Below are 14,939 nucleotides of genomic sequence, written 5' to 3'. Positions count from 1 at the left end.
CCTTTTACGCTTATTTTCCTAAACAAAATTGAGAGAACAATTGGTTGATCAAATTATCCTGAACGCTTTCGCCAATGATTTCTCCAAGTAGCTCCCATGCTTTCGTGAAATCGATTTGAACCAAATCAACCGGAGTACCCATTTCAATAGCATCGATTGCATCTTCGATAGACTGTAATGCCTGTCCCAGCAAAGCTATATGCCTGGCATTGGAAACATAGGTCAGGTCTCCCGTTTCTAAAGAACCCTCGAAAAATAAAGAAGCGATGGCTTCTTCCAATTCATCGACCCCTCGATCCTCCAGTAATGAAGTCGTAACAACTTTATGGGAAGCCGCCTTTTCCTTAACCTTTGCCATATCGATTTTTTGTGGAAGGTCGGTTTTATTGATGATAACGATGACATCCATACCCTCAACCGCTTGAAATAGTTTCTCATCTTCAGTAGTGAAATCATCGGAATAATTCAATACAAGCAATATTAAATCAGCCTCTTTTAATACTGCACGGGACCGTTCAACTCCAATTCGTTCAACGATATCCTCCGTTTCGCGAATTCCTGCCGTATCGACAAGTTTAAGCGGTACACCGCGAACATTGACATACTCTTCGATTACGTCCCGTGTTGTACCTGGAATATCAGTGACGATCGCTTTATTTTCATGAACTAAGCTGTTAAGCAAAGAAGATTTTCCGACATTAGGGCGCCCTATGATAACGGTCGCAAGCCCATCCCGAAGTATTTTCCCCTGTTGGGCCGTGTGAAGCAGTTTCTCTATTTCATTCTTCACATAACTGCCCTTTTCCAAAAATAAACGATGCGTCATTTCTTCGACATCATCATATTCCGGATAATCTATATTTACCTCAACTTGAGCGAGGGTCTGTAAAATTTCTTGACGCAGGTTTTGGATTAATTTTGAAAGCCGGCCTTCCATTTGACCTAATGCAACATTCATGGCTTTATCCGTTTTAGCCCGGATTAAATCCATAACGGCCTCAGCTTGAGAAAGATCGATCCTGCCATTCAAAAAAGCCCGTTTCGTAAATTCACCAGGTTCCGCTAAACGAGCACCTTGTGAGAGAATAAGCTGCAATACCCGATTGACCGAAACGATTCCACCGTGACAATTTATTTCAACTACATCTTCTCTTGTAAATGTCTTTGGACCCATCATGACCGAAACCATGACTTCCTCTATGATTTCACCTGTTTTAGGCTGGATAAGGTGGCCATAATGAATCGTATGTGATTTCACTTCAAGCAATCCTTTTCCACCTGGTCCTTTAAAGATCCTATCGGCTATTTCTATGGCCTCATCACCGCTGATTCTAACAATGGCGATTGCCCCTTCCCCTAAGGGAGTAGAGATAGCGGTGATTGTATCGAATTCCATGCTTTCACCTCTTATATATTGATGGTTCTATTTTTTCCTGTTAATAAAATCGTAGAATCCCTAAATTACTACAATACCACAGTATATTCATGAAAAAAAGTAGATACTCCTGCTCTCAAAGAGTTATCCACATGCAATTAATCCATATTCTGTAATATTCATTTTAGCTTATCCACATGTGAATAACAAATATCGCCCGCTTCCCTTTCTTCCATTCCCTTTACGAATCAAGAGAATATAAAAAGAAATTTGTCAGTTATTGTTGAATTGAGACTTTGAAAAAAAATATTCGACACACAACGATTTCATGGCCTAAAAAAAAACCCCTGCTTAAAAGCAGAAGGTTCATTTAAGTGGAGTAATGACCAAGTGGCGATATGGCTCAGTCCCACTTGAAGTTGTTTTTATTTTTGGATAATCCAAGAGGGCATTATGGATGACCTTACGTTCATAAGATGGCATCGGCTCGAGTGAAACAGCTTTACCTGTTTTCATGGCCTTATTTGCCATTCTTTCAGCCAATTGGATTAAAGTGTCATTGCGGCGATTTCGATAATCTTCTGCATCTACAGTAATGTTCAAAAACTGCTTCGAATATCGATTTGCTACCAGCTGCGCTAAATACTGAAGCGAATTTAGTGTTTGACCCCTTTTTCCAATCAATAATGCAATTTTATCACCTGATAAATGGAATGTTACGTTCTTCCCTTTACGGGTGACATCAATTTGTGCATCGACTCCCATTTCCACGCTGACATTCTTCAAAAACCCAAGTGTCTCTTCAATGGGATCTGCAGGCAATGTCACATGGACAATGGCCTTCCTTGCACCAAATAAACCAAAAAATCCTTTTTTGCCTTCATCTTCTATTTCAATCTCCACGCGATCTTTAGTGCTGTTCAGTTGAGCTAAAGCTAAATTTACTGCTTCTTCGACAGATTGTCCTGTAGCAGTTACCTTTTTCACTTTTTCTTTGCCCCTCCCGCGTTTTCCGCAGCTGCTTTTCTAAGATCCGGACCTTTGATGAAATATGTTTGAACGATACCAAAAAGGTTACCAACTACCCAGTAAAGAGAAAGAGCAGCGGGGAATTTAATAGCAAAAACAACAATCATGATTGGCATGATGTAAAGCATCATCGTCATTTGTGCCGCCATTTGTGGATTGGAGTTCATTCCAGCCATGGACATCTTTTGCTGAATAAAAGTCGTGATACCTGCAACGACCGGTAAAATATAATAAGGATCCGGGGAACCTAAATCAAACCAAAGAAAACTATGTAAAGAAATTTCTTCCGTACGGCTGATTGCATGGTAAAATCCGATCAAAATCGGCATTTGCACCAATATCGGCAAACATCCCGCCAATGGATTCACATTATATTTTGAAAATAGAGCCATTGTTTCTTGCTGTAGTTTTTGTTGTGTGGCAGCATCTTTTGAGCTGTATTTTGCTTGAAGTTCTTTCATTTCAGGCTGAATGGCCTGCATTGCTTTCGAGCTTTTCACCTGTTTGATCATTAATGGAAGTAATGCTAAGCGAATGATAAGTGTAACACCGATGATTCCCAAACCATAGTTCTCGCCAAATGCTTCAGAAAGCCAAATGATCAGGGCTGATAATGGATAGACAATGTATGAATTCCAAAAACCTTCACTCTCCGCAGTAATAGGTTCTTTAATTTCCGTACACCCTGCTAACAACATCATTATCGAGGCTAGTCCAATAATGAGTAATATTCGTTTTTTCAACCGTAATTTCCTCCTAACTGCAATCAATCTTTTTTGAAACAATTGTGAACTGTTCATTAGAAGATTTCAAGGGAAAGCAATCCAATTTTTCCACAGTTTACAATCGGAATTTTCTATATCATCTTTCTCAAGTAACTACATGATCCGAGGAGTGCTTATTCGATATAAGGGGACTTTATTGTTTTTTCTTTTTAAAGTTTAATGATTTAGAACGTTTCAGGACATGGATCAAGCTGCTTTTCACCTGGAAAAAGTCCATCTCTGCCGCTGGTTTTCGAGCAATCACAATATAATCCTTACCCTCTTCTATATCTTCTTTCAATTCCAAAAACGCTTGCCGTATGTATCTTTTGATTTGGTTCCTAACAACGGCGTTCCCGATTTTTTTACTGACTGAAAGGCCGATCCGAAAATAATCCTGACCCGGCTTTTCAAGGACATAGACAACGAATTGCCGATTAGCAGAAGATTCACCTTTTTTAAACACAAGCTGAAATTCGTCCTCTTTCTTAATCCTTAACTTTTTTTTCATTTTTACACCTTCATTACATGAATTGAGTCTCAGTAAATCCCTTATTTTGCGAAAAAAGACCACTGAGACTTTTCAGTGGTCTATGCAGATAATACTTTTCTGCCCTTACGGCGACGTGCAGCGATTACTCTACGTCCGTTTTTCGTGCTCATACGTGCACGGAAACCGTGAACTTTACTATGTTTGCGGTTATTCGGTTGATAAGTTCTTTTCATTATATGACACCTCCCTGAGGAATAACAGTTAAAGACAGTCTTTACAATTATATAGATGGAGGTTTCTACTTGTCAACCTCATCCATAAAAATATTTCATTTTTAATGCTCAATGTCCAGTAGGCCTTTTTTTACTACCTAGCCTATTGTAAATGATTTTGCTCCGAACTGATATAGAAATTTTTGGGGAAAGGGAAATTTCCATCATTTTATCGATAAGCACAAATATGAGATTCGCAATGAATCCTCTCTTGATCGACACAACATTCGACAAATAATGAGAATGAACCTGAATCACTTTCGATCTGTCACATGCGCGTCTTCCGACTTGAACAACTTGGTTCAAGTTAAATTAATTCGAGCCCATAATCACGGTCTGTGGATAAAATTCGACATGTTTTTTTCTATCCACAAACCATTTTATAGACTTTTGCACATAACAATGGCCTGTGGAAAAGTTTTTCCCACAAGCTCGGTAAGTTGTGGATAAAGTTTTCTAACCCATTGCAAGACGCCTGAATTTCTGATATTATATTTGTGTTTTCACTCTGAATAACTTTATCAACAGGGAACGTTTATCCACAGACTGTGTATAACTTGTGGATAGTTTATTCGACCTGTGTATATTAATCTGTCCACAGATGGTGGATATTGTCGAAAACCCTTTTTTCTTCTTTATTATATAATTCCTAAAATACCTGTTGATGAATAAACATTCAAATCTGCACTGGATCACCAGATGTAGTCTGTACAAAGGTTGTACAGCGCAAGATATAGTTTTTAGGCACTTCACATTACACAACACAAAATCCCTTATACAGCTCACCGAACCATTGCTGTCAAAATTAAAATAAAGACGGCAATCGATGAGTTTATTTGTGCCTATACATTTAGATACAATTATTAAAATTTTTTTGCAAAGGAGGGATAAGTTTGGATAACATCGATAGCCTCTGGAACCAGGCGCTCGGAAAAATTGAAAAAAAAATCAGTAAACCAAGCTTTGAAACTTGGCTTAAATCAACCAAGGCTTATTTACTGCAAGGTGATACCTTAACAGTCACCGCTCCCAATGAATTTGCCAGGGATTGGCTTGAAGAACGCTATTCCCATCTTATTTCCGATGTATTGTTTGAACTTACCGGTGAGGAATTGGAAGCAAAATTCATCATTCCCCCCAATCAAGAAGATGATGATTTTACCGTTCCTGTTCAGCCTAAAAAGATAAAAAAACAGGATAAAGAGCATGCTGCATTTCCACAGCATATGCTGAATGCGAAAAATACATTCGATACATTTGTCATCGGCTCCGGCAATCGTTTTGCCCATGCCGCGTCTCTCGCTGTCGCAGAAGCTCCGGCCAAAGCCTATAATCCCTTATTCATATACGGGGGCGTAGGTCTTGGAAAAACTCATTTAATGCATGCAATCGGGCATTATGTTCTTGAGCATAATCCGAATGCAAAGGTCGTTTATTTATCGTCTGAAAAGTTCACGAATGAATTCATCAACTCGATCCGGGACAATAAAGCTGGGGAATTCCGTGATAGATACCGAAGCGTGGATGTTTTATTAATTGATGATATTCAATTTCTTGCGGGAAAAGAACAAACTCAAGAAGAGTTTTTCCATACATTCAATGCGTTGCATGAAGAAAGCAAACAGATTGTCATCTCGAGTGACCGCCCGCCAAAAGAGATACCTACACTCGAGGATCGCCTCCGTTCAAGGTTTGAGTGGGGCTTGATCACGGATATCACACCTCCTGATCTAGAAACGCGGATTGCCATATTGCGTAAAAAGGCAAAAGCTGAGGGCCTTGATATCCCGAATGAAGTCATGCTCTATATTGCCAACCAAATCGATTCCAATATTCGTGAGCTGGAGGGTGCACTTATTCGTGTCGTCGCCTATTCTTCATTGATTAATAAAGATATAAATGCCGATTTGGCAGCTGAAGCATTAAAAGACATCATCCCTAGCTCCAAACCTAAAATAATCACCATCTTGGAAATCCAGAAGACGGTCGGTGAACATTATAGTGTCAAACTTGAGGATTTCAAGGCGAAAAAACGGACAAAATCCGTAGCCTTTCCAAGACAGATTGCCATGTATCTTTCCAGGGAGTTAACGGACTCATCCCTGCCTAAGATAGGTGATGAATTTGGAGGTCGCGATCATACGACCGTTATCCATGCGCATGAAAAAATCTCCAAACTCATGCAAACCGACACCCAGCTTCAACGTCAGGTTAAAGAAATCCAGGACCAGTTGAGGGTATAATAGATTCTGGATAATGTGAATAACTGATGACTACTTACACACAGTCTGTCCACATGTGGATAGACTGTTTTTCCTTAGGTTGAGTGGACTTATCCACATATCAACAGGCCCTACTACTATTACTACTATCTTTTTTAATAAAAATTATTAATAAATATGCCTATTCGGCAATAAAAAATTGGAGGATGAAACATGAGATTTATAATCCAAAGAGATCGATTAGTTCATAGTGTCCAAGAAGTAATGAAAGCAGTCACATCAAGGACGACGATTCCGATTCTAACGGGGATAAAAATAAGCGTTACTAGTGAGGGTGTCACCCTAACAGGAAGTGATTCAGATATCTCCATCCAATCATTCATCCCGGCTGAGGTTGACGGAGATGAGATTGTTGAAGTTAAAAGTAGCGGCGGTATTGTCCTGAATGCCCGTTTTTTCAGTGAAATTGTCAAAAAGCTGCCGATGGATACTGTAGAAATTGAAGTGGAGAATAACTTTCAAACGATTATTCGCTCAGGTAAAGCTGAATTTAATCTAAATGGACTGGATCCTGAGGAATATCCACATCTTCCGATCATTGAAGAAGAAAATATATTCAAACTACCAACCGACCTTTTAAAGACCCTTATCCGGCAAACTGGCTTTGCAGTGTCCACGTCAGAAACACGCCCCATCTTAACAGGTGTAAACTTGAAGGTTCAAGATGACGAATTGACCTGTATTGCAACAGATAGTCATAGGCTTGCAATGAGAACAGCCAAAATAGAAAATAAAATTAACGGGACCTATAGCGTTGTAATCCCAGGTAAAAGTCTGAATGAGTTAAGTAAAATTCTTGATGATACAAACGAACTCATTGAAATCGTCATTACCGAAAACCAAGTACTTTTCAAAGCTGAAAATTTATTATTCTTCTCAAGACTGCTTGAAGGGAATTATCCCGATACATCACGCTTGATTCCATCTGATAGCAAAACGGATGTGACTGTTCACACTAAAGATTTTCTTCAAGCGATCGACAGGGCTTCTTTATTGGCGAGAGAAGGAAGAAATAATGTCGTCAAATTGACAACCCTGGAAGGCCGTATAATCGAAGTCTCTTCCAACACTCCTGAAATTGGTAAAGTAATTGAAGAGGTTCAGGCAGAAGCCATTGAAGGTGAAGACCTGAAAATCTCATTCAGTGCCAAATTTGTAATGGATGCTCTAAAAGCATTGGAAGGTTCCGATATAAAAATTAATTTCACAGGTGCAATGCGTCCGTTTGTCATTCGCCCGCTACATGATGATTCCATGCTGCAATTAATTCTTCCGGTAAGGACTTATTAAGCTAAAATAATATTTCAAAAAAATTAAAGGCTTGTATAGCAGGTCTTTAATTTTTTTATATTTAAATATAGGTTTCCAAGGGGTTTTTAGCGTTTTTTCAATGCTGTACGGAACGCTGAATCGCTAAAAACAAGAACTGAAAAAGCTATACTTTGTCTTAATGGGATTAATTTAGTAAAATGAAATATTAAAGACTACTTAGAAATGAGTGAGGCATGAAATGGACTCCATAAAAATCAATACCGAATATATTACGCTTGGACAATTCCTGAAATTGGCCGATTTGATCCAAAGCGGGGGAATGGCGAAATGGTTCTTAAGTGAATATGAGGTTTACATTAATGGCGAATTAGACGTGAGAAGGGGCAGGAAATTAAGATCAGGTGATAAAATAGAGATTCCTGGATTTGGCACCTACACAATTACAAGCTAAAACATAAGGGAAGAGCGGAATATGTATATTGAAAATATAAGTTTGAAAAATTACCGCAACTATACCGAATTGAATCTGACTTTTGAGAATAAAGTCAATGTAATCCTCGGCGAAAATGCTCAAGGAAAAACAAATGTCATGGAATCCATTTTTGTTTTAGCAATGGCAAAATCCCATCGGACCTCAAATGATAAAGAACTTATTCGCTGGGATGAAGAGTATGCTAAAATAGAAGGAAGAGTTAGAAAGAGAAATACCTCAATACCACTTGAGCTGACCATTTCAAAAAAAGGGAAAAAGGCGAAGTGCAACCATATTGAACAAAGAAAGTTGAGTCAATATGTTGGAAATATGAATGTGGTCATGTTTGCGCCTGAGGATCTTAACCTTGTAAAGGGAAGTCCTCTAGTCAGACGCCGTTTTATAGATATGGAAATTGGCCAGGTTTCTCCCGTATACCTTCATGATATGAGCCAATATCATAAAATACTTCAACAAAGAAATCATTACTTAAAGCTTCTGCAGACCCGGAAACAAACGGATACGACGATGCTTGATGTGCTGACTGATCAATTTATTCAGTATGCAGCGAAAATTGTCGAAAGAAGATACGAGTTTCTTTTAAAGCTCCAGCAATGGGCAGAGCCGATTCATTCGGGGATCTCCAGAAATCTAGAAGTATTGAAAATCCAATATAAACCGTCGCTTGATGTATCAGAATCTATGGATTTGACGAAAATGATAGAAGTATACACAGAAAAATTTGATAAAATAAAAACAAGGGAAATTGAACGGGGTGTAACATTGGTAGGTCCTCATCGTGACGACCTGGTTTTTTTTGTGAATGACCGCGATGTCCAGACATATGGTTCACAAGGACAACAGCGTACGACTGCCCTGTCTTTGAAACTTGCCGAAATTGAGCTGATCCATGAAGAAATCGGCGAGTATCCCATTTTATTATTGGATGATGTGTTATCGGAACTTGACGATTTCCGTCAATCCCATTTACTGAATACGATACAAGGGAAAGTGCAAACATTCGTGACGACACCCTCCGTTGATGGAATCGATCATCAAACCCTAAGAGAAGCGTCCACCTTTTATGTTAGTCAAGGAAGTATAAAAAAGGTTAAATGATGAGGTGAATGAATGTATCTCCATATTGGTGAAGACATTCTTGTGAAAACGGATGATGTCATAGCCATTTTAGATAAGAAGCTGCTTCAGGCCTCTCCAATCATGAGTGAATTTTTGGAGAAAAAGTCTGATGTAACTTACCATTTAGCAAAAAACTCGGTTAAATCGATTGTAGTGACGGACAAACAGGTATATTATTCACCGCTTGCGTCGTCCACTTTGAAAAAGCGTTCACTGCAGTCATCGCTCTTAATCGATGATATAGATACTCTTTGAATTGTAGCTAAACGTTATAATCACTCCTGAAAATTGATAAATGCCAAAAGAAAAGTGTAGGTGATACGAATGACAATGGAACAAAAAGAAGTACAAGCTCAGGCATACGATGAGAATCAGATACAGGTTTTAGAAGGCTTAGAAGCAGTTCGTAAACGTCCGGGGATGTATATCGGCACTACCTCTGCAAAAGGACTTCACCATCTTGTTTGGGAAATTGTCGATAATAGTATTGATGAGGCACTAGCTGGTTTCTGTACGGAAATCAAAGTGACGATCGAAGAAGACAATAGCATAACCGTAGTCGATAATGGTCGGGGAATCCCAGTAGGCATCCATGAAAAAATGGGACGCCCAGCTGTAGAAGTAATCATGACGGTCCTTCATGCGGGCGGAAAATTTGGCGGCGGGGGTTACAAGGTCTCCGGTGGTCTGCATGGTGTTGGGGCTTCAGTGGTTAATGCCTTATCCACGGTTTTGGAAGTTTACGTTCATCGTGAAGGTAAAATCCATTATCAGCAATTTAACCGCGGTATCCCTAAAGAAGATTTGAAAATTATTGGGGAAACCGATCATACCGGAACGACTGTACACTTCATTCCTGATGGTGAAATCTTCACGGATACCTTGGAATATGATTTCGATACATTAGCCACACGAATCCGTGAGCTTGCATTCCTGAATAAAGGCTTGAAGCTAATCATTGAAGATAAACGTGAAGAAGAAGAGAAAATCAGGGATTTCCACTATGAGGGCGGTATCAAATCTTATGTTGAGCATTTGAACCGTTCTAAAGAGGTATTGCATGAGGAACCGATTTTCATGGAAGGCGAGAAAGATGGAATTTCTGTTGAATTGGCTCTCCAATATAACGACAGCTATATCAGTAATGTCTTTTCTTTTGCCAATAATATTCATACCTATGAAGGCGGTACACATGAATCAGGATTCAAGACTGCTTTGACCCGTGTCATCAATGATTATGCACGGAAAAATGGTCTTTTAAAAGAAGCGGATGCCAATTTCTCAGGTGAAGATGTCCGGGAAGGTTTAACGGCAATCATTTCGATTAAGCATCCTGATCCACAATTTGAAGGTCAGACGAAAACCAAACTTGGAAACTCCGAGGTAAGAACGGTTACTGATTCCATTCTTTCGGAACGGCTTGATGCCTTCTTATACGAAAATCCTGCCGTTGCCCGGAAAATTGTAGATAAAGGGCAAATGGCTGCGAGAGCCCGTATGGCAGCGAAGAAAGCACGTGAGTTGACCCGGAGGAAAAGTGCTTTGGAAGTATCCAATCTACCGGGGAAATTGGCGGATTGTTCTTCCAAGGACCCGGGTATCAGTGAATTGTACATCGTTGAAGGAAACTCGGCGGGAGGCTCGGCGAAGCAAGGACGGGACCGACATTTCCAAGCCATTTTGCCGCTAAGGGGTAAAATCCTGAACGTTGAAAAAGCGAGATTGGATAGAATCCTTCATAACGAAGAAATAGGTACGATCATCACGGCACTTGGAACAGGCATTGGTGATGAATTCAATATTGAAAAAGCTAGATACCATAAAATTGTCATCATGACCGATGCGGATGTGGATGGTGCCCATATCAGAACACTGATGTTGACATTCTTCTACCGGTATATGCGAAAAATTATTGAGTACGGATATATATATATTGCTCAGCCGCCGCTTTTCAAGATCCAGCAAGGGAAAAAAGTGGATTATGCTTATAATGACCGCGAGCTTGACGAAATCATTGCAAGTTTGCCAAGTACTCCAAAGCCTAACCTGCAGCGTTATAAAGGGCTGGGGGAAATGAATCCAGAGCAATTATGGGAAACGACCATGAATCCTGAAACGAGAACGCTGCTTCAAGTCAGTTTGAAAGATGCTGCCGAGGCAGATGAAACTTTCGAGATGTTGATGGGCGATAAGGTAGAACCACGACGTAACTTCATTGAAGAAAATGCAATTTATGTAAAAAATCTCGATATCTGATATTTCTACAGGATGCTTTTTACATCCTGTTCTTTACATAGTGAACGAACAGTTAAAACTAAATGAGATATAAGCTTTTTATAGGAGGTTGGCTCCATGTCAGAAAATGAAAGATCAGGTGTAAAAGAAATAAATATAAGTACCGAGATGCGGACATCGTTTTTGGATTATGCGATGAGTGTTATCGTGTCTCGGGCTTTGCCTGATGTAAGGGACGGTTTAAAACCGGTACACCGAAGAATTCTTTATGCAATGAATGATCTTGGAATGACTTCGGATAAACCATTTAAAAAATCTGCCCGTATTGTCGGGGAAGTAATCGGTAAATATCACCCGCATGGTGATTCAGCCGTATATGAAACGATGGTACGGATGGCGCAGCCTTTTAACTATCGCTATATGCTTGTCGATGGTCATGGGAATTTCGGTTCAGTCGATGGAGACCAAGCTGCCGCAATGAGGTACACAGAAGCAAGAATGTCAAAGATTTCGATGGAATTGCTTCGCGATTTAAATAAAGATACGGTTAATTTCCAAGATAACTATGATGGTTCAGAAAGAGAACCAGCCGTTATGCCAGCCCGTTTTCCGAACTTGTTAGTGAATGGATCGTCTGGTATAGCAGTAGGAATGGCAACCAATATTCCACCCCATCAATTAGGCGAAGTAATTGACGGCGTATTGGCTTTAAGCAAGAATCCTGAAATTACAATTCCTGAGTTGATGGAATATATCCCTGGTCCGGACTTTCCGACAGCCGGTTTGATTTTAGGGAGAAGTGGAATCAGAAAGGCCTATGAAACCGGAAAAGGGTCAATCATTCAACGTGCGAAAGTCGAGATTGAAGAGAAACCCAATGGTAAACAGGTAATCCTTGTTAAGGAAATCCCTTATCAAGTGAATAAAGCAAGATTGATTGAAAAAATTGCAGAACTTGCTCGAGATAAGAAAATCGAAGGCATTACCGACTTACGCGATGAATCGGATCGCAATGGCATGCGTATTGTCATGGAGCTTCGAAAGGATGTTAACGCAAATGTCCTTTTAAACAACCTGTATAAGCATACCGCGATGCAGACCACCTTCGGAATCAATCTGCTTGCTTTGGTGGACGGTCAGCCTAAAGTGCTGAATTTAAAACAATGCCTGCACTACTACTTGGAGCATCAGCAGGTAGTCATACGGCGCAGGACTGAATTTGAATTACGGAAAGCGGAAGCCCGCGCCCATATTTTAGAAGGTTTGCGCATTGCACTTGATAATTTGGACGCAGTCATTTCGTTAATCCGCAGTTCCCAAACGACAGAAATTGCCCGTGAAGGCTTAATGACACAATTCTCACTTTCCGAAAAACAGGCGCAAGCTATCCTGGATATGCGTTTACAGCGCTTGACAGGTCTGGAACGTGAAAAAATTGAAGATGAATATCAGGCATTAATGGCTATAATTGCAGAATATAAAGCGATTCTTGCTGATGAGGAAAAGGTTCTTGAAATTATTCGTGAAGAGCTTCTTGAAATTAAAGAACGTTTTGATGATAAACGGAGAACCGAAATCACATTAGCCGGCTTTGAAAGCCTGGAAGATGAGGATTTAATTCCAGAGGAAAATATAATCGTGACACTTACGCATAACGGTTATATTAAACGCTTGCCTGCAACCACATACCGCAGTCAAAAACGCGGGGGTCGAGGAATACAGGGTATGGGCACGAATACAGATGACTTTGTCGGTCACTTATTAACCACTTCGACTCATGACACTCTATTATTCTTCACTAACAAAGGTAAAGTCTATCGTTCCAAAGGATATGAAATACCTGAATATGGTAGAACGGCAAAGGGATTGCCGCTTATCAACTTGTTGGAAGTCGATAAAGGCGAGTGGGTCAATGCAATCATACCTGTGAAGGAATTTGCTGACGATTGGTATTTATTCTTCACGACCAGACATGGGATATCGAAGCGTACACCTTTGTCATCTTTTGCAAATATCCGTAATAACGGTTTAATTGCCCTAGGTTTACGTGAAGATGATGAATTGATTTCTGTCCGTCTTACGAATGGAGAGAAACAGATCATAATTGGAACGAAAGCCGGGATGATGATTCGTTTCCCTGAGACGGATGTACGGACAATGGGACGTACTGCAGCGGGAGTCAAAGGGATTTCCTTAGGGACGAATGATGAAGTGGTCGGAATGGAAATTCTTGAAGATGATGAAGAAGTCCTGATCGTTACGAAAAACGGCTATGGAAAACGGACCTCTGCGGAAGAATACCGTATTCAAAGCCGTGGAGGCAAAGGAATAAAAACATGTAACGTCACTGAGAAAAATGGTGAACTTATAGCCGTGAAAACAGTTACGGGTGTAGATGAAGATTTGATGCTTATTACAGCAGCTGGTGTATTGATCCGAATGGAAGTCGAAGGCATTTCTAAAACGGGCCGTAATACACAGGGTGTTAAGCTCATCCGACTCGAATCCGCTGATAATGAATATGTATCGACGGTAGCCATCGTAGGAAGAGAAGAAGAAGAAGAAGAAGAAAAAGACATGGATATAGAAACGGTCACGACTCCAGATTCTGATTCTGAACCTACTGTAATTGAAGAAAATGAAGAAACTGAAAAAGATACGGAAGAATAATCTTTCCACAATAAAAAGACCCAGGCAATTGAGCTGGGTCTTTTTATTGTGCTTAAGATGAATTTCAAACTGATTTCAAGAGTGTTCGAACTTGAGTGAAAAGACTTATCATTTTTAGGGGATTCAAAATGAAAATGCTAATCATTGCGGTTGCAGATGTATTTCACGCCATGACTTCCGAGAGGACTTATAGAAAGAAACAGTCGCCGTTTAAAGTATTAGAAATGATCTTACATGATGATTTTGGTAAATTCGATATTGGGGTAGTTAAAACCTTGTTATCAAGCTTCGCTAATTTATTCATAGGAAGCAGGGGCAAACTGAACAATGGATTCATTGCTGAAATCATTTTTATTGATGCCGGCTCGGAAACAAGACCGGTCATAAAGGTGATGGATAGTGAGCAAATTATTAATTTAGGGATTAATCGGGAATTATATATAGAAGAAATATTATAATGTTTAAAGAAAAAGTTTACTCTTAAAAGGTAAGCTTTTTCAGCTTAATCAGGAGTGTAAACATAGTATTTGAAATCTATGAATTCATGTATATTATTTATTTTAAAATAACTATTGCTTTTATTCCTGATACTAGATATAATAACTAAGTCGACAGCGAAAGAATAAAGTTGTTGACAAAATATAATATAGTTGATATATTATTAAAGTCGTTTACAAACGAACGACACAAATTGCTCTTTGAAAACTGAACAAAACAAAGCGCCAACGTTAAATTTTAAGTGAGCACACACTATCAAAAAAGCAAATGAGCAAGTCAAACATTTCTTCGGAGAGTTTGATCCTGGCTCAGGACGAACGCTGGCGGCGTGCCTAATACATGCAAGTCGAGCGAATCGACGGGAGCTTGCTCCCTGAGATTAGCGGCGGACGGGTGAGTAACACGTGGGCAACCTGCCTATAAGACTGGGATAACTT

The 14,939-nt window shown here is 39.7% G+C and carries 13 protein-coding genes and 1 rRNA gene; 9 read left to right on the top strand and 5 right to left on the bottom strand.

Going from position 1 to position 14,939, the window contains the following annotated elements; all coding sequences use genetic code 11:
- Positions 1-10 precede the first annotated feature (10 nt).
- The 5 genes from mnmE to rpmH all read right to left on the bottom strand — a co-directional run bounded on the left by mnmE (position 11) and on the right by rpmH (position 3,894).
- On the bottom strand, positions 11-1,396 hold the full coding sequence (mnmE, locus tag ACFX4I_RS05475) for a tRNA uridine-5-carboxymethylaminomethyl(34) synthesis GTPase MnmE (protein WP_098370326.1): 1,386 nt from the start codon (positions 1,394-1,396) through the stop codon (positions 11-13).
- 345 nt (positions 1,397-1,741) lie between these two features.
- Positions 1,742-2,362 (bottom strand): RNA-binding cell elongation regulator Jag/EloR, encoded by a 621-nt coding sequence (jag, locus tag ACFX4I_RS05470; RefSeq protein ID WP_230300202.1) that lies wholly within the window; start codon positions 2,360-2,362, stop codon positions 1,742-1,744.
- On the bottom strand, positions 2,359-3,147 hold the full coding sequence (gene spoIIIJ / locus ACFX4I_RS05465; RefSeq protein ID WP_230300201.1) for a YidC family membrane integrase SpoIIIJ: 789 nt from the start codon (positions 3,145-3,147) through the stop codon (positions 2,359-2,361). Before spoIIIJ ends, jag begins: the two co-directional genes overlap by 4 nt.
- 175 nt (positions 3,148-3,322) lie before the next feature.
- The gene (gene rnpA, locus ACFX4I_RS05460) at positions 3,323-3,679 is read right to left on the bottom strand and encodes a ribonuclease P protein component (RefSeq protein WP_076368512.1); all 357 of its coding nucleotides are present in this window, start codon (positions 3,677-3,679) and stop codon (positions 3,323-3,325) included.
- Positions 3,680-3,759: 80 nt separating this feature from the next.
- Positions 3,760-3,894, bottom strand: a complete 135-nt coding sequence (gene rpmH, locus ACFX4I_RS05455) for a 50S ribosomal protein L34 (protein ID WP_034316183.1) — start codon at positions 3,892-3,894, stop codon at positions 3,760-3,762.
- A gap of 932 nt (positions 3,895-4,826) precedes the next feature.
- Here rpmH and dnaA point away from each other — a divergent pair.
- The 9 genes from dnaA to ACFX4I_RS05410 all read left to right on the top strand — a co-directional run.
- Positions 4,827-6,176 (top strand): chromosomal replication initiator protein DnaA, encoded by a 1,350-nt coding sequence (gene dnaA / locus ACFX4I_RS05450; protein WP_057914144.1) that lies wholly within the window; start codon positions 4,827-4,829, stop codon positions 6,174-6,176.
- A 192-nt stretch (positions 6,177-6,368) separates the two neighbouring features.
- Positions 6,369-7,505, top strand: a complete 1,137-nt coding sequence (gene dnaN / locus ACFX4I_RS05445; protein ID WP_101223982.1) for a DNA polymerase III subunit beta — start codon at positions 6,369-6,371, stop codon at positions 7,503-7,505.
- Between the two features lie 220 nt (positions 7,506-7,725).
- Complete coding sequence (gene yaaA, locus ACFX4I_RS05440) at positions 7,726-7,938, top strand: S4 domain-containing protein YaaA (RefSeq protein WP_034316192.1); 213 nt, start codon at positions 7,726-7,728, stop codon at positions 7,936-7,938.
- Positions 7,939-7,959: 21 nt separating this feature from the next.
- The gene (gene recF, locus ACFX4I_RS05435; protein ID WP_048687943.1) at positions 7,960-9,078 is read left to right on the top strand and encodes a DNA replication/repair protein RecF; all 1,119 of its coding nucleotides are present in this window, start codon (positions 7,960-7,962) and stop codon (positions 9,076-9,078) included.
- Positions 9,079-9,090: 12 nt separating this feature from the next.
- Positions 9,091-9,354: an extracellular matrix regulator RemB gene (remB, locus tag ACFX4I_RS05430; RefSeq protein ID WP_377419559.1), complete on the top strand. Its 264-nt coding sequence runs from the start codon at positions 9,091-9,093 to the stop codon at positions 9,352-9,354.
- A 75-nt stretch (positions 9,355-9,429) separates the two neighbouring features.
- Positions 9,430-11,355, top strand: a complete 1,926-nt coding sequence (gyrB, locus tag ACFX4I_RS05425) for a DNA topoisomerase (ATP-hydrolyzing) subunit B (RefSeq protein WP_230300324.1) — start codon at positions 9,430-9,432, stop codon at positions 11,353-11,355.
- Between the two features lie 96 nt (positions 11,356-11,451).
- On the top strand, positions 11,452-14,004 hold the full coding sequence (gyrA, locus tag ACFX4I_RS05420; protein ID WP_283932449.1) for a DNA gyrase subunit A: 2,553 nt from the start codon (positions 11,452-11,454) through the stop codon (positions 14,002-14,004).
- 128 nt (positions 14,005-14,132) lie between these two features.
- Positions 14,133-14,462: a hypothetical protein gene (locus ACFX4I_RS05415; protein ID WP_283932450.1), complete on the top strand. Its 330-nt coding sequence runs from the start codon at positions 14,133-14,135 to the stop codon at positions 14,460-14,462.
- Positions 14,463-14,787: 325 nt separating this feature from the next.
- Positions 14,788-14,939: ribosomal RNA gene (locus ACFX4I_RS05410) — 16S ribosomal RNA — on the top strand; the annotation flags it as partial.

Origin of the sequence: Peribacillus sp. YIM B13472, assembly GCF_042788005.1 — a bacterium.
Lineage (GTDB): Bacteria > Bacillota > Bacilli > Bacillales > DSM-1321 > Peribacillus > Peribacillus simplex_E.
This window is presented reverse-complemented; position numbering and strand designations above follow the sequence as displayed.